Here is a 20,451-nt window from a genome sequence, read left to right as displayed (position 1 = left end):
GCTCGGCGGCCGGCCGCGTTCAGCCGGTGAGACCCTCGTAGGCCCGGCGCAGCCGGTGGACGCCCTCGGCGATCCGGGCCGGGCTGTCGACGGCGGCATAGCTCAGCCGCAGGTGGGGCGCCGGGGGCTCGGCGGCGTAGTAGGGGCTTCCGGGGGCGACCAGCACTCCGGCGTGCAGCGCGGCGGTGGCCAGCGCGGCCTCGTCGGTGCCCTCCGGCAGCCGCAGCCAGAGGTGGTAGCCCCCGGGCCGGTGCGGGCCGAGCAGCCCGGGGAGTTCGCGGCGCAGCGCGGCCACCGTGAGCGTCCGGCGGTCGCGCAGCTCGGCGCCGAGGGTGCGCAGATGGCGCGCCCAGCCCGGGTCGGCGACCAGTTCCAGTGCCGCCTCCTGGAGCGGCCGGGGCACGAAGAAGCTGTCCACCACCTGGGTCGCCCGCAGCCGCCGCAGGGCCGGGCCGCGGGCGGTCAGCGCGCCGACCCGCAGATTGGGCGAGGTGGCCTTGGTCAGCGAGCGCAGGTGGACCACCACGCCGTCCGGGTCGTCGGCGGCGAGCGGGCGCGGCAGTGCGGGGGAGTCGGCGTGGACCAGCCGGCGGGCGAAGTCGTCCTCGACGACGAACGCGCCGGCCGTCCGGGCGATCCGCAGCACCTCGGCGCGCCGCTCGGGGGAGAGCACCGCGCCGGTCGGGTTCTGGAACAGCGGCTGGCAGACGAAGACCCGGGCCCGGGTGGCGTCGAAGGCCGCCGCCAGCAGGTCGGTGCGCACGCCGTCCTCGTCCACCGGGACGGGGACCGGCCGCACGCCCGCCGCGCGGGCGACCGCGAGCGTCCCGGGGTAGGTCGGCGACTCCACCAGCACGGGTGCGCCCGGGGCGGCCAGCGAGCGGATCGCGACGGTCAGCGCGCTCTGCCCGCCCGCCGTGACCAGGACGTCGCCCGCGCCCAGCGGCCCGCCGTTGCCGCCGATGTCCCGGGCGAACCAGGCGCGCAGTTCGGTCAGCCCGTCGACCGGCGGGCGCTCCCAGGCGCCGGGCCGCCGGCCGGCCCGGGCCAGGGCGGCGGCCAGCAGCCGCTCCGGCTGGAGCGAGGCGTGCGGGTAGCCGCCGTTCAGGTCGACCACGTCGGGCGGCGGGACGTTCAGGGTGGCGAACAGCGCGCCCGCGCCCCGGTCGCGCGGGCCCGCGTCGGCGCTCAGCGCGAGTTCCTGCCAGGAGAGGTCGCCGGGCCGGGCGGTCGGCGCGGCGAGCGGCGAACCGCCGCCGGTGGTGCCGCCGCCCGCGAAGGCGGCGGCCCGGAAGACCCCGGCGCCCGGCCGGGAGACCACCAGGCCCTCGGCCGCCAGCACGGCGATCGCCCGGGAGACCGTCACCGGGCTGACCTGGTGACGCTCCATCAGGGCCCGGCTCGACGGCAGCTTGCGTCCCTCCGGGTAGCGCTCGACCTCCCGGCGCAGGCTGTCGGCCAGATCGGTCACGCTGCTACGCTCGTTCATGACGGCACAAGATAGCGCTACCCGCCCGATCGCGATAGCACCGCAGGCACCGATCGGCTCAGTCAGCTCAGCCAGCTCAGCCAGCTCAGCCAGCTCGGGCAGCTCCGGTACGGCCCTGGCGGCCCTCGGCGTCCTCTCCTTCTCCTTCAGCTTCCCCGCGACCGCCTGGGCCCTGTCCGGGTTCGGTCCGTGGACGGCGACCGGCCTGCGCGGCGCCGTGGCCGGGCTGCTCGCCGCGTTCTGCCTGGCGGCCGCCCGGGTCCCGATCCCCGCGCGCCGGCACTGGCCCGGGCTGCTGGTGGTCTCGGCCGGCTGCGTGCTGGGCTTCCCGCTGCTCACCACGCTGGCGCTGCGGGCCTCCTCGACCGCCCACTCGGCTGTGGTCATCGGTGTGCTGCCGCTCGCCACCGCCGCGTTCTCGGCGCTGCGCACCGGCCGGCGCCCGTCCCGGGCCTTCTGGTGCGCGGCGCTGGCCGGTGCGGCGGCGGTGCTGGCCTTCACCCTGCTGCAGAGCCACGGGCGGCCGACCACCGCCGACCTCTACCTGTTCGCCGCGCTGGTGGTCTGCGCGGCCGGGTACGCGGAGGGCGGGCGGATCTCGCGGGAGCTGCCGGGGTGGCAGGTGATCGCCTGGGCGGTGGTCGCGGCGCTGCCGGTCACCGTGGTGACCACGGCGCTGGCGCTGCCGGGCGAGCCGGCGCACCCGGGGGTGAAGGCGCTGGCCGGGCTGGCGTACACGGCGGCGGTGTCGCAGCTCGGCGGGTTCGTGCTCTGGTACCGGGGGATGGCGGCGATCGGGGTGCCGAGGGCCAGTCAGCTCCAGCTCGCCCAGCCGCTGCTGACGCTGGTCTGGGCGGTGCTGCTGCTGGGCGAGGAGCTGCCGGTGGCGGCGCCGGTCACCGCGGTGGTGGTGCTGGTCTGCATCGCGGTCACCCAGCGCGCCCGCAGCTGAGACGGCCCGCGCCCGTACCGGTGGTGCGGTACGGGCGCGGGGCGGGTCGGTGCGGCCGGTCAGTACACGTCGTCCTCCGGCCGGTAGACGCAGAGCGCCCAGATGATGAAGACGTCCAGGGCGATCACCACGATCGACCAGAGCGGGTAGTACGGCAGGGCCAGGAAGTTGTCCAGGGCGCTCAGCGCGGTGAGGAACACACCGGCCCAGCGGGCCCAGGCGGCGCCCTTGAGGACGAAGGCACCGACCACCGCGACCAGGGCGCCGATGACGATGTGCACCCACCCCCACCCGGTGAGGTCGAAGCGGAAGACGTAGCGCGGGGTCGAGACGAAGATGTCGTCGTCGGCGACCGCCATGATGCCCCGCACCGCCTCCATGAAGCCGTTGATGAGCATCAGCACACCCGCGAACATCACCAGGCCGGGGGCCCAGTCACGGAACCGGTCGGCCGATGGCGGCGGGGGCGGCGCCCCGGTGCCGGAGCGCCAGGGCGGGGGCTGGTCGGGGGTGGGCGACGAGGTGCTCATGGACTCCTCCTGGGCCGCGGGCCGGCGTCGTCGGCGGTACCCGGCCGGAGCCGGACCGACGGCGAACAGGCGCACGGAAAGGGGTACGGACCTCGACCGTCCGCCGCGGCCGGGCGCCGGGCAACCGGACCGCGCCTGTTCGGGTGACCGGACCCGCGCGCCCCCGGCGGGGCCGGGCGGCGGCTGGTAGTCGTTGTCCGACTGCTGTCCGGGCCCGGGCCGGCGGGCTCGACCGGGGCCCGGCCCCGAGGACGGAAGGTGCGCCGCGTGACTCTCCTGCCGAAGGACGCCGTGGAGCGGGCTCCGCGCCCGTCGCGCACGCCGCGACTGGACCGCCGGCGGGCGGCCGCGCGCCGACGACGCGGCCGGGCCCTGGTGGGCTGGCTCACCACCACCGACCACAAGCGGATCGGCACCCTCTACATCACCACCGCGTTCCTGTTCTTCCTGGTCGGCGGGCTGATGGCGATGCTGATGCGGATCGAGCTGGCCCGGCCGGGGCTGCAACTGCTCTCCAACGAGGAGTTCAACCAGCTCTTCACCATGCACGGCACGATCATGCTGCTGATGTTCGCGACCCCGCTGTTCGCCGGCTTCGCCAACTGGATCATGCCGTTGCAGATCGGCGCGCCCGACGTGGCCTTCCCCCGGCTGAACGCGCTCGCCTACTGGCTTTACCTGTTCGGCTCGCTGATCGCCCTCTACGGCTTCGCCACCCCGGACGGCGCGGCCGACTTCGGCTGGTTCGCCTACGCGCCGCTGAACAGCGCCGAGCACAGCCCGGGCCTCGGCGCGGACCTGTGGATCATGGGCCTGGCCTTCTCCGGCTTCGGGACCATCCTCGGCTCGGTCAACTTCATCACCACGATCGTCTGCCTCCGGGCCCCCGGGATGACGATGTTCCGGATGCCGATCTTCGTCTGGAACATCCTGCTCACCGCCGTCCTGGTGCTCTTCGCCTTCCCGGTGCTGGCGGCCGCGCTGCTCTGCCTGGAGTCGGACCGCAAGTTCGGCTCGCACGTCTTCGACGCGGCGAACGGCGGGGCGCTGCTCTGGCAGCACCTGTTCTGGTTCTTCGGGCACCCGGAGGTGTACATCATCGCGCTGCCGTTCTTCGGCATCGTCACCGAGATCATCCCGGTCTTCAGCCGCAAGCCGGTCTTCGGCTACTCCGGGCTGATCGCCGCCACCATCGCCATCACCGGCCTGTCGATCACGGTCTGGGCGCACCACATGTTCGTCACCGGCCAGGTGCTGCTGCCGTTCTTCTCGATCATGACGATGCTGATCGCGGTGCCGACGGGGGTGAAGTTCTTCAACTGGATCGGCACCATGTGGAAGGGCTCGCTTAGCTTCGAGGCCCCGATGCTCTGGACGGTCGGCTTCCTGGTCACCTTCCTGTTCGGCGGGCTGACCGGGGTCCTGCTCGCGGCGCCGCCGATCGACTTCCACGTCTCGGACTCGTACTTCGTCGTCGCCCACTTCCACTACGTGGTCTTCGGCACCGTGGTCTTCGCGATGTTCGCCGGCTTCCACTTCTGGTGGCCCAAGTTCACCGGACGGATGCTGGACGAGCGGCTCGGGCGGATCCACTTCTGGACGCTCTTCGTCGGGTTCCACGCCACCTTCCTGGTGCAGCACTGGCTGGGCGCCGAGGGCATGCCGCGCCGCTACGCCGACTACCTGGCCTCGGACGGCTTCACCACGCTGAACACCGTCTCCAGCATCGGCTCCTTCCTGCTCGGCATCTCCACCCTGCCGTTCCTCTACAACGTCTGGCACACCGCGCGGTACGGCCGCAGGGTCACCGAGGACGACCCGTGGGGGTACGGGCGGTCGCTGGAGTGGGCCACCTCCTGCCCGCCGCCGCGGCACAACTTCGTCACCCTGCCCCGGATCCGATCGGAGTCCCCGGCCTTCGACCTGCACCACCCCGGGATCGCCGAGCTGGACCGGCGGCAGAACGCCCGTGAGCCGCTGGTCTGAGCGGGCCGGTGGGCGGCCGGGGGCCGGCGGTCGCTCGTTAGGATGAGAGCGCGTCCCGCCGGCTGCGGGGCGCGGCATCCGGAGGGAGTGGCCGTCATGGCAGAGGAGAGGCACGCCCCGGCGGCCGGGGATCCACGGGCCCGCCGGCGAGGCCAGGGCGAGCTGGAGGCCCAGGTGCTGGCGGTGCTCCAGCGGGCGCCCGGCCCGGCCACCGCGGTCTGGGTGCAGGAGCGGCTGGACGGCGGCCTGGCGTACACCACCGTGATGACCATCCTGTCCCGGCTGCACGCCAAGAAGGCCGTCTCGCGGACCCGTTCGGGCCGCTCCTACCTCTGGCAGGCGTCCTCCGACGCGGCCGGGCTGGCCGCACTGCGGATGCGCCGGATGCTGGACGGCGAGCCGGACCGGGACGCCGTCCTGGCCAGCTTCGTCACCGCCCTGCTGCCGCACGACGAGGAGCTGCTGCGGACGCTGCTGGACAGCGCCGGCGCCGACCCGGCAGTGGCCGACCACGAGAGCTGACCCGTGGGCGTCTTCGTCTTCCTCCCGCTCATCCTGCCGCTGACCGCCGTCCCGATCGCCCGGCTCACCGAACAGCACCTGCATCCGCGCGGGGCGTCCCGGCTGCTGACCGTGATCAGTGCGGTGATGGCGCTGTGCAGCGCCGTCTGCCTCGGCCTGACCGGGGTGGTGGGCACCGCCCAGATCCCGGGCAACCCGCTGCCGGACAGCTGGTCCGACCCGGAGGTGCGGGCGGCGCTGCCGTACCACGAGACGGTCGGCACGGCGGCGATCTGCGTCCTGGCCGTGGTGGCCGGGGCCTGTCTGCGCACGGTGGTGCGACACCTGAGGATCCGGTCCCGGGCCCGCCGGGCGCTCGGCCGCGACCTCGGCGGCACGACCGGGTACGGACTCGCCGGGACCGCCGGGTACGGACTCGGCGGCACGCCCGGCGGGCTCCCGGACGACCTCGCGGTGCTGCCGGACGACCGGCCCTACGCCTACGCGCTGCCCGGCTCGCCGGGGCGGGTGGTGGTCTCCACCGGGATGCTGGCCGGGTTGGCGGCCGACGAGCGCGAGGCGCTGCTCGCGCACGAGCGGGCGCACCTGGAGCACCGGCACCACCGCTATCTGCTGATCACCCAACTCGCGGGCTGCGTCAACCCGTTCCTGCGGCCCCTGCAGCAGGCGGTGGCGTACAGCGCGGAGCGGTGGGCGGACGAGGAGTCGGCCCAGGCGGTCGGCGACCGGCGGATCACGGCCCGGGCGGTGGCCCGGGCGGCGCTGGTCTCGCACCGGGCGCCCGCTCCCGGCTTCGCCGCCTTCGCCGCGCCGGGGGCCGTGCCCGGCCCGGTGCCGCGCCGGGTGGCCGCGCTGCTCGGCCCGGTGCCGTCCTCGCGGAACTGGCCGCCGGCCCACACCCGGGCGGGCCTCGCGGCCATGGTGGCGGCGATCGGAACGGCCGCGTCGGCGCTCTGCGCGGTCAACGCGGCGGTGGCGCTGCTGCTGGTGCTGAAGGCCGTCACCCCGCTGTAGGGGCCGGGCGCTGTAGGGGCCCGGCACCGGCGGACCGCGCGTGGCGGGCCGGTTCGGCGGTGGGTTCGGTCGTCGGTTCTGCGGTCGGTCCGGCGGGCGGGTCGGCGGTCGGCGGCGTAGACACGGCGGACAGCGGGCATGGCACGTCATAGGGGTCGGCCGTCCGTCGTGAGAGGGTGCCCACCATGAAGGTGATCGAGTTCGTCCTGAACGCCATCTGGCTGATCTTCTGCGGGATCTGGATGGCGCTCGGCTACGTCATCGCCGGCATCATCTGCTGCGTCCTCATCGTCACGATCCCGTTCGGCATCGCCTCGTTCCGGATCGCCGGTTTCGTGATCTGGCCGTTCGGCCGGACGACGGTGGAGAGGCCGGAGGCCGGGGCGGCGTCCTGCGTGGGCAATGTGATCTGGCTGGTGTTCGCGGGCTGGTGGCTGGCGCTGGCGCACATCGCGACGAGCATCCCGCTGTTCGTGTCGATCATCGGGATCCCGTTCGGCTGGGCCAACCTCAAGATGATCCCGATCTCGCTGATGCCGCTGGGGCGCGAGGTGGTACCCACCGACGAGCGGTTCGGCGCGCGCTGAACCGCCCCCGCGGGCCGGTTGTCGGCCCTCCGGCGGTCCCGCCCCCGGTCACTCCACGGCCTCGCGCAGCCGCCGGAACTCCCGCGCCAGCGCGTCCAGCGTGTAGTGCGCGTTGAGCCCGCTCGGGTTGGGCAGCACCCAGACCTCGGTCTCCCCGAGGCCCTCCGGCTGCCGGCCGACCGCCGCCGTCCGCCGGCCGAAGGCCGTCCGGTAAGCGCCGATGCCGAGCACGGCCAGCGCCCGCGGGCGCAGCGCCAGGACGCGGGCGGCGAGCGCGGCCCCGCCCTCGCGCAGTTCGTCGGCGGTGAGCTCGTCCGCCTTGGCGGTGGCGCGCGGGGCGACGTTGGTGATGCCGAGGCCGAGGTCGAGCAGCTCGCGCTGCTCGTCCGGGCGGAACTGGCGCGGGGTGAAGCCGGAGCGGTGCAGCGCGGGCCAGAACCGGTTGCCCGGCCGGGCGAAGTGGTGACCGGTGGCGCCCGACCAGAGGCCGGGGTTGATCCCGCAGAACAGCACCCGGAGCCCGGGGCCGACGATGTCCGCGATGGTGCTGCCGCGAGCGGCGAGCAGCTGGTCCTGCGTGGGCTTCCTGGGCGTCTCGGTCACCCGCCCAGTCTGCCGGTGGCGGCCGCCGGCCGGGTACGGGGGTGGTGCGGTCCGCACCCGGCCGGGCGGCGCGGTTACCCCGGTACGGCCACCGCCAGCAGCCGGGCCCGGCGCCGTGCGCGCAGCCACCGCACGCCGTAGACCACCGCCGCCGCGTACGCCCAGCCGGCGAAGATGTCGACGATGAAGTGCTCAGCCCCGTAGACCAGGGTGAACGCCATCGCGAGCGGGTACGCGACCAGCAGCCCGCGGACCCACCGCGCGGCCGTCGGCCAGAAGAAGAACAGCAGCATCGCCGGGTACGCGGAGTGCAGCGAGGGCATCGCGGCGACGTCGTTGGCGAACCGGCTGCCGTTCTCGAAGACCGACCCGGCCCGGGGCAGCCCGCTCTGCGTCAGCACGTCCGACACCACCCGGGTGAGCGTCGGCATGTGGCCCTCCTGCGCGGTGAGCCATGGCGGGTCGGCCGGGAACAGGATGTACGTCGCGAAACCGGCGAAGGTCAGCGCGAGGTAGCAGGTGAGCAGGTGCCGGAACCGGTCGTGGCGACGCCGCCAGAGCACGGCCAGCACCACGAAGATCATGAAGAAGTGCGACATGTAGACGAGGACCGCCGCGTAGTCGTACCAGTGCGGCGAACCGGCGGTGTAGAGCCCGTGCTGCAGCCGGACCGTCCAGGTCTCACCGAAGCCGAGCAGCTCGTCCGCGCGCAGCTGCGGCCGCCAGTGCGGGGCCCACGGGGTGTGCGCGCCGTACCCGCGCAGCAGCGAGTACGCCCAGACGACGGCCATCACCGGCACCCAGTCGCGCAGCACCAGCAGGAAGCCGCGCGTCCCGTGGCCGCTGTGCACGGCGGCGGCCAGCAGCGCGCCGATCAGCCAGCAGAAGACCACGTCGTTGGAGTACGGCAGGCCGTACGTGCGCACGTACCAGAGCAGGGCGACGAGGTAGAGCGGCCACGCCAGGAGCCGCAGCCGCGTCAGTGCGCTGGCGCGCGCACCGGGCAGCGGCCGGGTCACCGGACGCAGCCGCCCGGCGCTCGCGGGTGGGGGCGGCGCCGGGCGGAGCAGTTTGGTCATGCCAGCCGAAGCTAGCAAGGCATTCTTTGAGAACTCTTCACGCGAACGGCCTGTCGTCCAGCAAAGACTCAGAAAGACGCCGGACAGCGGAACGGCCTGGCCCGCCCGCCCGCCCCCGCCCGGCCCCGTGCGGCGCGGTGCGGGCGGACTCCGCCGCAGGTCGCGGGGCCGGTCGGCAGTGGTCAGGAGACGGCGGTCAGGAGACGGTGCCCAGCTCGTGGGGCGTGTTGTTGAACCGCCGGCCGCCCTGGTCGGTCACCGTCACGATGTCCTCGATCCGCACCCCGAAGCGGCCGGGCAGGTAGACACCGGGCTCGATCGAGAAGCACATCCCCGGGACGAGCGGCTGCTCCTCGCCCTCGACCAGGTAGGGCGGCTCGTGCGTGGTGATGCCGATGCCGTGCCCGGTGCGGTGGATGAAGTACTCGCCGTACCCGGCCTCGGTGATCACCCGGCGGGCGATCCGGTCGATCTCCTGGCAGGTCACGCCGGGCCGGACCGCCTCGAACGCGGTCTGCTGCGCCTGCCGGACGACGTCGTGCACCGTCCGCACCTCGGCCGGGACGTCCGTGCCGACGTGCACCGTCCGGGTGGTGTCGGAGCCGTAGCCGTCCTTGAGGCCGCCGAAGTCCAGGACGACGGTGTCCCCGGCCTCGATGACCCGGTCACCCGCCTCGTGGTGCGGGTTGGCGCCGTTGGGGCCGGAGCCGACCACGGTGAAGTCGACCTGGCTGTGCCCGTACTGGATGAGCAGGGCGCTGAGGTCGGCGGCCACGTCGGTCTCCCGCCGGCCGGCGAACCGCACCTCCAGGATGCCGCGGTAGGCGGCGTCCGCGGCCCCGCCGGCCGCGGCCAGCCGCTCCAGCTCGTCGGTGTCCTTGACCGCCCGGAGCATCGGCAGCGCCTCGGTGAGCGAGGTCCAGCCGGCGCCCGGCAGGGCGGCCTGGAGGCCGAGCAGGTGCATCGCCCAGGCGTTGTCCGAGACGCCGTAGCGGCCGGCGGGGTCGAGCAGCGGGACGGCGGTGTCGTAGGGGCTCTCGCCGTCCGTCCAGTCGAGCAGCCGCAGGCCGGGGGCGCCGGTGGCCCGTTCGGCGTCGGGCCGCTCCAACTTGGGGACGATCAAGGCGGGTTCGCGCCCGTCGGTGAGGAGCAGCGCGGTCAGCCGTTCGGTGATCGCGGTCGGCTGGTAGCCGCAGAGGTAGACCAGGTCGGGGCCGGGGGCGACGACCAGGCCGCTGAGTCCGGCGGCGGCCGCGTCGGCGGTGGCCCGGGCCATCCGGGCGGTGTAGTCCTCGGTGGTGAACGGTCGTGGCATGAGGGTTCCTCTCTGCGTCTGTCCCGTACCGGAAGTGCTGCGTCTGCCCCGTACCGGAATTCCGCTTCTGTCCCGTTGGGTCTTCCCCGCTGTCTTTCCCGCTGTCTTCCCCGCTGTCCTTCCCGTTCTGGAACCGGGCCCGGACCGGTGGCCGTCCGGGTCGGGCCGGCCGCCGGGCGCGGGCTGTCGCGCGTACCGAACTCCCTCACGTCCGGGCGGACCCGGCGTAGTGCCGGAGGAACAACGCCTCGACGTGGGCCATGTGTTCGATCTCGCCGGGATCGACGCTCTCGTTGGGCGCGTGGATCAGGCAGCGCGGCTCCTCGACGCCCATCAGGATGATCTCCGCGTCCGGGTAGGTGCGGGCGAACACGTTGCAGAGCGGGATCGAGCCGCCCTGGCCGAGGAAGGAGATCGGCTTGCCGTAGACCTCCCGCATGGCCCGGTCGAGCGCCTGGTACGCCGGCCCGCCGGTGGAGGCCTGGAACGGCGAACCGACGCTCTCCGGCTCGACCGTGACCTGCGCGCCCCACGGCACGGCGGCCTTCAGGTGCGCGGTCAGCGCATCCTGGGCGGCCCGCGCGTCGGTGCCGGGCGGCACCCGCAGGCTGACCCGGGCGCGGGCGGTGGCCGGGACGGCGGCCGCCGAGCCGACCACCGGGGGGCAGTCGATGCCGAGCACGGTGACGGCGGGCCTGGCCCAGAGCCGGTCGGCGACGGTGCCGGAACCGGTCAGCCGGACGCCCTCCCGGACCCCGGCGTCGGTGCGGAACTGCTGCTCGTCGTAGCCGACGCCGCGCCAGGTGCCGGTGGAGTCCAGGCCGTCGATCCGGGTGCCGCCCTCGGCGTCGCGCAGCGAGTCGAGGGCGCGGATCAGCGCGGCCAGGGCGTCCGGGGCGGGCCCGCCGAACATGCCGGAGTGCACGTCGCCGGCGAGGGTCGAGACGCCGACCACCACGTTGGTGACCCCGCGCAGCGAGGTGGTGGCGGTCGGCACGCCGACCGCCGCGTTCCCGGTGTCGCAGACCAGCAGGGCGTCGGCGTGCAACTCGCCCGCGTGCGGCGGCACGTACGCCTCCAGCCCGCCGGTGCCCTGCTCCTCGGAGCCCTCGGCGACGAACTTGATGCCGACCGGGAGGTCGTCGCCGAGCGCCCGCAGGGCGGTGAGGTGCATGACGATGTTGCCCTTGCAGTCGGCGGTGCCGCGTCCGTACCAGCGGCCGTCGCGCTCGGTGAGCTCGAACGGCGGGGAGGTCCAGGCGGCGTCGTCGAGCGGCGGCTGGACGTCGTAGTGGCAGTAGAGCAGGACGGTCGGGGCGCCGGGCGGCGGCGGGCGGTGGCCGATCACGGCGTGGCTGCCGTCCGGCGTCTCCTCCAGGTGGACGTCGCGCAGGCCGGCCCCGGTGAAGGCGGCGGCGACCCACTCGGCGGCCTCGCGGCACTTCTCCGGCGGGTACTGGCGCGGGTCGGCGACGGAGGGGATGGCGACCAGCTCGGCCAGGTCGTCCTTGGCCCGGGGCATCAGGGCGGCGATCCGGCGGGCGAGTTCGTCGGTCATGGGTACGGCTCCTGGGCGATCGGTCGGTTCGGTGGGCTGATCGTCAATTGCGCACGGTGTCACGGAGCTTGAGGTCGTCGATCTTCTGCCGGATGTCGGCGAGCCTGTCCGGGCAGTACACCGAGAGCACGATCGACTCCGCGAACACCACCTCGCGGTCGGAGAGCACCGGCCGCTGCCCGGGACCGCCCGCGCCGTTGGACATCCCGTACTTCCACTGCGCCTGGTTCAGCGCGTCGGCCGGGTTCTCGCAGACCGCGCCGCCGTCCTCGCCCAGGGTGTGCACGATCTGGCTCTGGCTGGGCACCGGGTAGCCGGCCGCCGTCAGCGCGGACGAGAGCTGCTTGGCCTTGTCGTTGGCCTCGTTGGTGCTGTGCAGCTGGGAGTACGTCAGCAGACCGGTGATCAGCATGCCGACCAGCAGGACGATCGCGCCCAGGTAGATCCAGCGGTGGCGGGAGGCCATCACGGTGCCGGTCATGCCGCACCTCCGGTGGTGCCGCGCCGCTCCTCGGCCTCCTGCTCGGCCAGTTCGGCCTGGGCGTCGGCGTTGCGCCAGGAGGGCTTGCGCAGCCTCAGGAACAGGTAGGGGATCACCAGGCCGAGCAGCACCAGGCCGCCGCCGACGATCGCGACGTACGACCAGACGCTGCCGCTGCCGAACTGCGAGGACGGGACGAACCCGATCGCCATCGCGGCCGCCGAGGCGATCAGGCCGGTCACGCAGACCGGGACCAGCGCCGGGGCGCGGTAGCCGCGGGGGTGGTCCGGCTGGGTGCGGCGCAGCCGGATCGCGGCGGCGAACATCAGCAGGTAGACGATCAGGTAGACCTGCGTGGTGATCACCGAGAAGATCCAGTAGGCGCTGGAGACGTTCGGGATCAGGGCGTAGGCGAGGGCGATGACCGTGGTGACCACACCCTGGGTGACCAGCAGGTTCTGCTGGATCCCCTCCTTGTTCAGCCGCTGCAGGAATGGCGGCAGGTAGCCCTCCTGGCGGGAGATCATCAGCAGGCCCTTGGACGGTCCGGCGAGCCAGGTGAGCATGCCGCCGAGGGAGGCGGCGATCAGCGCCACCGCGATCACCGGGGTGAGCCAGCCGATGTGGAAGTACTGGAAGAAGGAGTCGAAGGCCTGCATCACGCCGGCCGTCAGGCTCAGCTGGCTGGACGGCACCACCCAGCTGATCGCCAGCGCGGGCAGGATGAAGATCAGCAGGACCATCCCGGAGGCGGTGAACATCGACCGCGGGAACTCCCGGGCCGGATCGCGGAGCGAGGAGACGTGCACCGCGTTCATCTCCATGCCGGAGTAACTGAGGAAGTTGTTGACGATCAGCACCAGGCTGGCCAGGCCGGTCCACTGCGGGAAGAGGTGCGCGGCGTTCATCGGGGCGGCCGAGGTGTTGCCCTGGCCGAGGAAGACGAGGCCGAGCACCACGAGCAGCGTGCCGGGGATCAGGGTGCCGATCACCAGGCCCCAGGAGGAGAGGCCGGCCACGGCCTTCGTCCCGCGCGAGGAGACCCAGACGCCGGTCCAGTACAGCACCATGATCACGACGGCGGTGTAGGGCCCGTTGCTGGCCAGCGCCGGGTTGACCACGTACGCGATCGTCGAGGCCACGTACGCGAGCAGCGACGGGTAGTAGAAGATCGTCATCGCGAACTGGCACCAGACGGCGAGGAAGCCCAGCGGCTTCGACAGGCCCTCCGACACCCACCGGTAGACGCCGCCCTCCCAGCCGGAGGCCAGCTCGGCGGAGACCAGCGCGGTCGGCAGCAGGAAGACGATCGCGGGGACGAGGTAGAGGAAGACGCAGGCCAGGCCGTAGACCGCCATGGTCGGCGCGGCCCGGAGGCTGGCCACGGAGCTGGTCGTCATCAGCGCCAGCGTCAGCCAGGACATCCGTGGTGCGCCGGCCATCCGGGTGGCGACCGCGCCGCCGCTCCTGCGGGCGGCGCTCGGGCCGGGGCTGCCCCGGCCGGGCGAGGGTGCCTCCATCGAACTCATGCGTCCTCCTCGGGTGCGGCCCGGGGTACGTCCACCGGGGGTCCGCTCCGGCGGTGGGGTTCGCCCCGGGAGAGCCCCGGGGGCGGGCCGTACCCGGCCAGTTCACCCGGTTGCCGGGGGTGTCGCATGCGGCGTGCGCCCGCTCGGGTGAGCGACTGTCAGGGATGCGCGGCGGAGGTTTGGCCCGCGGGAGCCCCGGTGCCCGGTTCGCCGTCCGGTCGGCCGTCCCGGTCGGTCATCCGGTCGGCCGTCCCGGTGCCTCCGGCGGTCAGGACCGCCTGGTCCGTCCGCGCGGGCCGTCCGCACGCCGCACCGCGGTCTCCGGCGGTCCGATGCGCCCGGGCCGTCCGATACGTCCGGGGCCCTGCCCGGGGCCCTGCCCGGGGCCTGCCCGGGGCCTGCCCCGGGCGCCCGAACCCGGAGCCGCGCCGTCCATCCCCTACCCGTCCGGGTACGGAATGGTAAATGCCGGGCGGAGTGTCAGTCCCTTGGTTCAGGATGACTGAATGTCGTACGAACTTCAGGCGCTGATCGGTTCGGCGGAGCTGCTCGCGGTGGCCGCCGCGGAGGTCCCGGCCGCCCGTCTCAGCCCGCTGGCCCAGGGGTTGGCCCTGATACCGGCCACCCCCGCCTTCCTGTCCGCGCTCCAGTTCGGCCGCGGTGAGCCCGGGTTCGGCGGTGAGTCCGGTTTCGACTGGTTCCCGGACGGCCTCGAACGCCGGCTCGCCGCGTGGTCCAAGGCCGGTCCGATCGCCTGCGTGGAGGCCGACTACTTCGGTGGCAGCGGCACCCAGCGCGCCGCCGTCTGGGCCGACGGCCGGCTCGACCTGGGCCCGCTCGTCAGCGGCGAGTTCGAACCCAGCCCGCCCGAGGGCACCCCGATCTCCCGCGCCCTGCGGCGCATCGGTGCCCGCGTCGTGGACGCCCACCACCACGACGAGTTCGAGGCGGTCGGCCTGACCGCCCACCGCCGCACCGACGGCTGGGCCGCTCCCGACGGGGCGTGAACCGTTCGGCGTACCCCGGTGGCTGGGTCAACTGGCTTGCCCCAACGTGTGAATCAGGCATTTCGCCTGATTCACATCGAGAGGAAGCATCACCCATGCGTGCCACTTGGATGGCCGCCGCGCTGACCGCAGCCATCGCGCTGACCCCGGTCGCCACGGCGTCCGCCACCGCCGCCGGCAACGAAGCCGCGGCCCTCACCCCCGCCACCTCGCTCCCGGCGTTCCTCGCGGACGTCCCCCTGCCGGTCGGCGTGCCGCCGGTCGCGGCCCCGCCGGTCTCCGCCCCGGCTCCGGCGCTCCCCGCCGCACCCGACCTCGCCGCGGCGCCGGCCGCCGTGCCCGACCCGGCCGCCGCGCTCGGGGTGCTGGGCGGCCTGGGCGATGTCCTCAAGCTGGTCAGCGGCCTGCTCTCGGCCGCCGTTCCGTCGACCGGCATCCCCGACCTCGGCGTCCTCCAGCAGCTGATCGCCACGCTCGACGCGGCGACGAAGGACCTGCTGGCCCAGCTGCCCGCGGCGCCGGCGGCGGCCCCCGTGCCGGTCCCGGCCCCGCTGGACCAGCAGCCGGCGGCGGATCCCCCGCGCACCACCACCCCCGCGCTCCCGCCGCAGGCCCTGGAGGACCGGCTGGCCTCGCTCGGCGCCAAGGCCAAGGCCCTGGTCGACGCCGCCACGGCCGCCAAGCCGGGCCAGGCCGCCGTCCAGCAGTCCGTCACGGCTCTGGCCCCCGACACCGTGGCGACCACCACCGGCACGGTCACCCGCCTCACCGGCCCCTGACCCACCGCCCGGCACGACGGCCCCCGGACACCACACGGTGTCCGGGGGCCGTCGCCGCTGCGCGTCCCGACGGGACTAGCGGTAGTTCACGTACTGGAGCGCGAAGTCGAGGTCCTTGCCCTTGAGCAGGGCCTGGACGGTCTGCAGGTCGTCGCGGCTCTTCGAGGTCACGCGGAGCTCGTCGCCCTGGACCTGGGCCTTGACGCCCTTCGGGCCCTCGTCACGGATGATCTTCGCGACCTTCTTGGCATCGTCCTGGGAGATGCCCTCCTTCACGTCCGCGAAGATCTTGTACTCCTTGCCGGACAGCTGGGGCTCCTTGGCGTCCAGCGCCTTCAGCGACAGGCCACGCTTGATGAACTTGCTCTGCAGCACGTCCAGAATGGCCTTCACCCGCTCCTCGCCGCTGGCCTTCATCTCGATCGTTTCGCCGGAGCGGCTGATCTCGGCGCCGACGTTCTTGAAGTCGAAGCGGGTGGCGATCTCACGCGAGGTCTGGTTGATCGCGTTGTCGACCTCCTGCCACTCGACCTTCGAGACGATGTCGAAACTGGAGTCGGCCATGGGTGTTGGTCTCCTTGATGCTCTGACTTCACTGACACGGCCCGCCCCACCGGACGCCCGCAGCCCCAGCCTATCCAGCACCACCCCGCCCCCGCCCCCGACAGCCACGCCACATCCTTTGATCATCACGTGACCAACCAGGTGGCGAACCACCCCCCGGCATCAGGTATCGTTTACGGAGTCGAACGGGGCAAGCCCCGGGAGGCGCCAAATCCTGGCTGGTTGCCCGAGCGGCCAAAGGGAGCAGACTGTAAATCTGCCGCGTAAGCTACGCAGGTTCGAACCCTGCACCAGCCACTGGATTACCAGACCGGCCCTGAACAGCGGAAACGTTGTTCAGGGCCGGTTTTGTCGTACCCGGGGGCGAGTCTCGGGCGCGGGCGTCCCGGTTCGGCGGTGCCGGGGGGTCAGAAGAGCGTGGGGGCCGGAGGGTCGGGGGTGACGCCGGGGAGGGCGTCCTGCTAGGCGGTGGCCCGGGAGAGCGGGAGGGGTCGCATGCTCGCCTCGCAGAGGAGGAGGGAGCGGCGGTCCCTCTTGTGGTCGTGGATGACGCCGTAGCCGGCCCGGCGGGTGGGCATCAGGGCGACCGGTCGGCCGCAGGCGGGGCACTGGACTCGTGGTGCGCGCATGGGTGAAGCCTGCCCGAGGGGGCCGACATCGGTGGGCGGCCGGTGCGGCTCAGGGGGCGGTCAGGAGGAGGGCGGCCGCCGTGGGGGTGTCGGGGGCGGTGCGGGTGGGGGTGGGGTGGGCCGAGGGGAGCGGCGGAGGTGGGGTGGGGGTGATCCAGATGGAGCGGATGCCGCAGGCGTGGGCGCCCAGCAGGTCGGTGGCGGGGTTGTTGCCGACCATCCAGGTGTCCGGGGTGAGGGTGCGGCCGAGGCGGGCGGCGGCCAGGCGGAAGATCTCGGGGTCGGGCTTGCGGGCGCCGGCCTCCTGGGAGACGCAGACGGCGTCGACGGCGGGGAGCAGGCCGGTCCGGGCGAGTTTGGCGCGCTGGACGTCGGTGTAGCCGTTGGTGACGACGCCGATGGTCCAGCCGGCTTCGCGCAGGGCGGTGAGGGCGGCGGGGACGCCCGGGATCGGGTGGGTGCGGGCGGCCTCGTGGGCGACGTGTTCCTCCCAGAGGGCCTCGCCGGACTGCCGGAGGCCGTAGCGGGCGGCGATCCCGGCGAAGCCGGCCGGGGAGCGGTCGGCGCGCACCAGCGTGACGATGGTGGGTGCGGTGTCCAGGGGGAGGGCGTGGGCGGTGCAGAACGCGGTGGCCCAGGCGTCGGTGCCGCCGTCGCGTTCGACCAGGGTGTGGTCGAGGTCGATGAGGAGGAGCGGACTCGCCTGCGGAGAGTGGTGATCCATGCGCGGAGCGTAGCCCGCCGGAGGGATCGACATTATTGCGCATTACTTGCAATTGCTTCCTGGGGGCAGCAGAGTGTTCTCCGAGGGGTGGGGCCGGGCCGTTCAGCCTCCCCGCCGAGAAGTTCCGGACGTGCCCAGGCGCGCCGGGAGTCCTCCGTCCGAGCTGATCGTCTTCCCAACCGGCGCCCGCCGGGACATCGGCCCGCCCACCCCGCGCAGGAACCCCCTGCGAGGTGTCAACGAGCGGCGCGGCCCCGGCACACCGACGCGGTGGCCTGCCGGCTGCGGATGCGGATGTAGCGGCCGGGGAGCGGTGCCTCAGGAGCGGCTCGCCAATGGGGGTAATTAAGAGCCTATGCCGTAAATGTCCTATCCGATCGTCATATCTTGACGATGTCTTAACGGCCCCCCTTGATGCCCCCGAAACGCCTCCGAGCCGCTCGGAGCATGCTCCCCATAGCGGTTTCCACCTGCGGGAACACCCCGCCCAAAGGGCGTGTCCGGCGCTCGCGGTACTCCGCTCGGGCCCATGGACGGTCCGTTTTCCGCCCTTACGCTCGCCCATGTGTTCAACCTGCCCCAGGCGCTCAAGCGCCTAGTGATCGGCCGAGCCATGCGCAGCGAGGAGCTGGGCGAGACGCTGCTCCCCAAGCGGCTGGCGCTGCCGATCTTCGCTTCCGACCCGCTCTCCTCGGTCGCCTACGCGACCCAGGAGATCCTGCTGGTGCTCACCGTCGGTGGCACCGCCTTCCTGTACCTGACCCCGTGGGTCGCGGCCGGTGTGGTCGCGCTGATGGCGGTCGTGGTGATGTCCTACCGCCAGGTCGTCCACGCCTACCCGAGCGGCGGCGGCTCGTACGAGGTGGTGTCCCGCAACCTCGGCGCCAACTCGGGCCTGGTGGTGGCGGCTTCGCTGCTGGTCGACTACGTGATGACGGTCGCGGTGTCGGTGGCCTCGGGCGTCGACAACATCATCTCGGCGCTGCCCTCGCTGGCAGACCACCGGGTCGAACTGGCGGTCGCCTTCGTCGTGCTGCTCGCGGCGATGAACCTGCGCGGGGTCCGGGAGTCCGGCAAGGCCTTCGCCGCGCCGACGTACCTGTTCATCGGCGGCATGCTGCTCATGGTGGTCACCGGACTGGTCAAGGCGCTCTTCGGGGACACCCCGGTGGCGGCCAGCGCCTCGTACGGGATCCTGCCGGTGGACGGCAAGGACACCCTGGCCGGCCTCGGTCTGCTGATGCTGGGCCTGCGGGCGTTCGCCTCCGGCTGCACGGCACTGACGGGCGTGGAGGCGATCTCCAACGGCGTACCGGCCTTCCGGGCGCCCAAGTCGAGGAACGCCGCCGCCACGATGGCCGTGATGGGCACCACGGCCGTGGTCATGTTCGTCGGCATCACCGCGCTGGCGCTGATGTCCAAGGTCCACATCGCCGACGACGCCTGCACGTTGACCGGCTTCGCGGGGGACTGCCACACCGCGCCGCAGCAGACCGTGATCGCCCAGCTGGCGGCCGCGATCTTCGGTGGCGACCGGAGCTTCCTCTTCTACTTCATCCAGGCCGTCACCGCGCTGGTGCTGATCCTGGCAGCCAACACCGCCTTCAACGGCTTCCCGCTGCTGGCCTCGATCCTGGCCGAACACCGCTACCTGCCCCGGCAGATGCACACCCGCGGTGACCGCCTGGCCTTCTCCAACGGCATCATCGCCCTCGCGGTGGTGGCCGGCGGGCTGCTCTGGCTGTACGAGGCGGACGTCACCAGCCTGATCCACCTCTACATCCTGGGTGTCTTCACCTCCTTCACGCTCTCCCAGATCGGCATGGTGAAGCACTGGAACCGGGTGCTGCGCACCGAGACCGAGCCGGGCGTGCGCGGCCCGGCCCAGCGCGCCCGGGTGATCAACGCCTTCGGCGCGGTCACCACCGCGCTGGTGCTGGTCATCGTGCTGCTCACCAAGTTCACCCAGGGCGCCTGGCTGGCCGTGGTCGCGGCGGTGGTGCTCTGGGTGATGATGCGGGGCATCCGCCGGCACTACGACCGCGTCGCCGAGGAACTGGCGGTGGACGACCCGGAGGCCGACTCGGTGCGCCCCTCCCAGGTGCACGGGATCGTGCTGGTCTCCAAGCTGCACAAGCCCACCCTGCGGGCGCTCGGCTACGCCGAGGCGTTCCGGCCGGACTCGCTGGAGGCGCTGACCGTGGCGGTGGAGCGGGAGGCGACCGGCGAACTGGAGCGGCAGTGGGGCGAACTGGACGTCCGGGTGCCGCTGAAGGTGCTGGACTCGCCGTACCGGGAGATCACCAAGCCGGTGGTGGCGTACGTGCGCGAGTACCGCCGGACCAGCCCCCGGGACGCGGTGGCCGTCTTCATCCCCGAGTACGTGGTCGGGCGCTGGTGGGAGCACCTGCTGCACAACCAGTCGGCGCTCTGGCTGAAGAGCAGGCTGCTCTTCACCCCGGGCGTGATGGTGATCAGCGTGCCGTGGCAGCTGACCTCCTCCAGCAAGGCGCACCACCCCTCCCGCCGGGCCCCCGGCGCGGTCCGCCGCGGCGAGCCGGCGACGCGGTCGGAGTACGAGCGGCTGCCGGCGCCCGAGAACGCCTGAGGCGTCGCCGCCGAGAGCCCCGGACCACGCCGGAACCCGGAGCACGCCGAGAGCCCCGGACCACGCGGTCCGGGGCTCTCGGCGTATCCGCGCGGCCGTCCCGAGGGACGCCCGGCAGTGCGACGGGCGAGGCGTGAGGGGCGCCGCGTGGAGTCACCGTATGGAGCCCGTCAACAATCGAACGGGCGCCGTATGGAGGGCGTCAAGAACGGCGGTGACGGTCCGTAGGCGCGGTTGGCTGGCGAGGCCGGCCCACCGCCGGTGCCGCGTCGACCGCCCGCAGGGGGCGGGCCGCGGCCACCTCCGAACCACTGTGGTGGAGCCCATGTCCGATCTCATCCACGTCGGTGTCACGGTCGCCGTGTTCGCCGTCATCGCCCTGATCGCGCGGGGGGTGGAGAAGCTGTGAGCGCCGAGAACGTCGCAGGTCTCATCGTGGCCGTCGCCCTCGTCGGCTACCTCGTCGTCGCGCTGATCTACCCGGAGAAGTTCTGA

The 20,451-nt window shown here is 73.1% G+C and carries 20 protein-coding genes and 1 tRNA gene; 10 read left to right on the top strand and 11 right to left on the bottom strand.

Annotated features, from left to right (window positions below; genetic code table 11):
• Window positions 1-19 precede the first annotated feature (19 nt).
• Window positions 20-1,489 carry a PLP-dependent aminotransferase family protein gene (locus tag ACIF6L_RS01310; RefSeq protein ID WP_396485705.1) on the bottom strand — a complete coding sequence of 490 codons (1,470 nt, stop codon included), beginning with the start codon at window positions 1,487-1,489 and terminating at the stop codon, window positions 20-22.
• On the opposite strand from ACIF6L_RS01310, the gene ACIF6L_RS01305 reads away from it, so the two are divergent.
• Window positions 1,488-2,441 (top strand): DMT family transporter, encoded by a 954-nt coding sequence (locus tag ACIF6L_RS01305; RefSeq protein ID WP_396485703.1) that lies wholly within the window; start codon window positions 1,488-1,490, stop codon window positions 2,439-2,441. The two genes, ACIF6L_RS01310 and ACIF6L_RS01305, sit on opposite strands and share 2 nt — an antisense overlap.
• 59 nt (window positions 2,442-2,500) lie before the next feature.
• On the opposite strand, the gene ACIF6L_RS01300 is transcribed toward ACIF6L_RS01305, so the two are convergent.
• Window positions 2,501-2,971 carry a hypothetical protein gene (locus ACIF6L_RS01300; RefSeq protein WP_352286288.1) on the bottom strand — a complete coding sequence of 157 codons (471 nt, stop codon included), beginning with the start codon at window positions 2,969-2,971 and terminating at the stop codon, window positions 2,501-2,503.
• A 327-nt stretch (window positions 2,972-3,298) separates the two neighbouring features.
• On the opposite strand from ACIF6L_RS01300, the gene ctaD reads away from it, so the two are divergent.
• The 4 genes from ctaD to ACIF6L_RS01280 all read left to right on the top strand — a co-directional run bounded on the left by ctaD (window position 3,299) and on the right by ACIF6L_RS01280 (window position 7,080).
• Window positions 3,299-4,957, top strand: coding sequence for a cytochrome c oxidase subunit I (ctaD, locus tag ACIF6L_RS01295; protein WP_359803665.1), 1,659 nt, complete (start codon window positions 3,299-3,301; stop codon window positions 4,955-4,957).
• A gap of 96 nt (window positions 4,958-5,053) precedes the next feature.
• Window positions 5,054-5,479, top strand: coding sequence for a BlaI/MecI/CopY family transcriptional regulator (locus ACIF6L_RS01290; protein WP_329488209.1), 426 nt, complete (start codon window positions 5,054-5,056; stop codon window positions 5,477-5,479).
• Window positions 5,480-5,482: 3 nt separating this feature from the next.
• Entirely contained in the window at window positions 5,483-6,493 is a 1,011-nt protein-coding gene (locus tag ACIF6L_RS01285) for a M56 family metallopeptidase (RefSeq protein ID WP_396485701.1), read from the top strand.
• A gap of 185 nt (window positions 6,494-6,678) precedes the next feature.
• Window positions 6,679-7,080 carry a YccF domain-containing protein gene (locus ACIF6L_RS01280; RefSeq protein ID WP_329488206.1) on the top strand — a complete coding sequence of 134 codons (402 nt, stop codon included), beginning with the start codon at window positions 6,679-6,681 and terminating at the stop codon, window positions 7,078-7,080.
• Window positions 7,081-7,128: 48 nt separating this feature from the next.
• Here the strand turns inward: ACIF6L_RS01280 and mug are convergent, their stop codons facing one another.
• The 6 genes from mug to ACIF6L_RS01250 all read right to left on the bottom strand — a co-directional run bounded on the left by mug (window position 7,129) and on the right by ACIF6L_RS01250 (window position 13,645).
• Window positions 7,129-7,683 (bottom strand): G/U mismatch-specific DNA glycosylase, encoded by a 555-nt coding sequence (gene mug / locus ACIF6L_RS01275; protein WP_396485699.1) that lies wholly within the window; start codon window positions 7,681-7,683, stop codon window positions 7,129-7,131.
• A 74-nt stretch (window positions 7,684-7,757) separates the two neighbouring features.
• Window positions 7,758-8,762, bottom strand: a complete 1,005-nt coding sequence (locus ACIF6L_RS01270; RefSeq protein ID WP_396485697.1) for a phosphatase PAP2 family protein — start codon at window positions 8,760-8,762, stop codon at window positions 7,758-7,760.
• 196 nt (window positions 8,763-8,958) lie between these two features.
• Entirely contained in the window at window positions 8,959-10,077 is a 1,119-nt protein-coding gene (locus ACIF6L_RS01265; RefSeq protein WP_329488203.1) for an aminopeptidase P family protein, read from the bottom strand.
• A gap of 205 nt (window positions 10,078-10,282) precedes the next feature.
• On the bottom strand, window positions 10,283-11,635 hold the full coding sequence (locus ACIF6L_RS01260; protein WP_359834830.1) for a dipeptidase: 1,353 nt from the start codon (window positions 11,633-11,635) through the stop codon (window positions 10,283-10,285).
• Between the two features lie 43 nt (window positions 11,636-11,678).
• Complete coding sequence (locus tag ACIF6L_RS01255; RefSeq protein ID WP_396485694.1) at window positions 11,679-12,116, bottom strand: hypothetical protein; 438 nt, start codon at window positions 12,114-12,116, stop codon at window positions 11,679-11,681.
• Window positions 12,113-13,645 (bottom strand): APC family permease, encoded by a 1,533-nt coding sequence (locus tag ACIF6L_RS01250; protein ID WP_380382346.1) that lies wholly within the window; start codon window positions 13,643-13,645, stop codon window positions 12,113-12,115. The genes ACIF6L_RS01255 and ACIF6L_RS01250 overlap by 4 nt, the downstream gene beginning before the upstream one ends.
• Window positions 13,646-14,151: 506 nt before the next feature.
• Here ACIF6L_RS01250 and ACIF6L_RS01245 point away from each other — a divergent pair.
• Window positions 14,152-14,652 carry a hypothetical protein gene (locus ACIF6L_RS01245; RefSeq protein ID WP_359803380.1) on the top strand — a complete coding sequence of 167 codons (501 nt, stop codon included), beginning with the start codon at window positions 14,152-14,154 and terminating at the stop codon, window positions 14,650-14,652.
• A gap of 95 nt (window positions 14,653-14,747) precedes the next feature.
• Entirely contained in the window at window positions 14,748-15,431 is a 684-nt protein-coding gene (locus ACIF6L_RS01240; RefSeq protein WP_396485693.1) for a hypothetical protein, read from the top strand.
• A 75-nt stretch (window positions 15,432-15,506) separates the two neighbouring features.
• Here ACIF6L_RS01240 and ACIF6L_RS01235 read toward each other — a convergent pair whose 3' ends face one another.
• Window positions 15,507-15,995, bottom strand: coding sequence for a YajQ family cyclic di-GMP-binding protein (locus ACIF6L_RS01235; RefSeq protein ID WP_329488198.1), 489 nt, complete (start codon window positions 15,993-15,995; stop codon window positions 15,507-15,509).
• 216 nt (window positions 15,996-16,211) lie between these two features.
• Here ACIF6L_RS01235 and ACIF6L_RS01230 point away from each other — a divergent pair.
• A tRNA-Tyr gene (locus tag ACIF6L_RS01230) sits at window positions 16,212-16,292 on the top strand.
• A gap of 164 nt (window positions 16,293-16,456) precedes the next feature.
• Here the strand turns inward: ACIF6L_RS01230 and ACIF6L_RS01225 are convergent.
• Both ACIF6L_RS01225 and ACIF6L_RS01220 read right to left on the bottom strand, forming a co-directional pair.
• Window positions 16,457-16,624 (bottom strand): hypothetical protein, encoded by a 168-nt coding sequence (locus ACIF6L_RS01225; protein ID WP_396485691.1) that lies wholly within the window; start codon window positions 16,622-16,624, stop codon window positions 16,457-16,459.
• Between the two features lie 49 nt (window positions 16,625-16,673).
• Window positions 16,674-17,348 (bottom strand): HAD family hydrolase, encoded by a 675-nt coding sequence (locus tag ACIF6L_RS01220; protein ID WP_396485689.1) that lies wholly within the window; start codon window positions 17,346-17,348, stop codon window positions 16,674-16,676.
• 529 nt (window positions 17,349-17,877) lie between these two features.
• Between ACIF6L_RS01220 and ACIF6L_RS01215 the strand changes: the two genes are divergently transcribed.
• Both ACIF6L_RS01215 and kdpF read left to right on the top strand, forming a co-directional pair.
• Window positions 17,878-19,956 carry an APC family permease gene (locus tag ACIF6L_RS01215; RefSeq protein WP_359803425.1) on the top strand — a complete coding sequence of 693 codons (2,079 nt, stop codon included), beginning with the start codon at window positions 17,878-17,880 and terminating at the stop codon, window positions 19,954-19,956.
• Window positions 19,957-20,361: 405 nt separating this feature from the next.
• Complete coding sequence (kdpF, locus tag ACIF6L_RS01210; protein ID WP_238863773.1) at window positions 20,362-20,451, top strand: K(+)-transporting ATPase subunit F; 90 nt, start codon at window positions 20,362-20,364, stop codon at window positions 20,449-20,451.

The organism is Kitasatospora sp. NPDC086009 (genome assembly GCF_044540385.1).
Classification (GTDB): domain Bacteria; phylum Actinomycetota; class Actinomycetes; order Streptomycetales; family Streptomycetaceae; genus Kitasatospora.
This window is presented reverse-complemented; position numbering and strand designations above follow the sequence as displayed.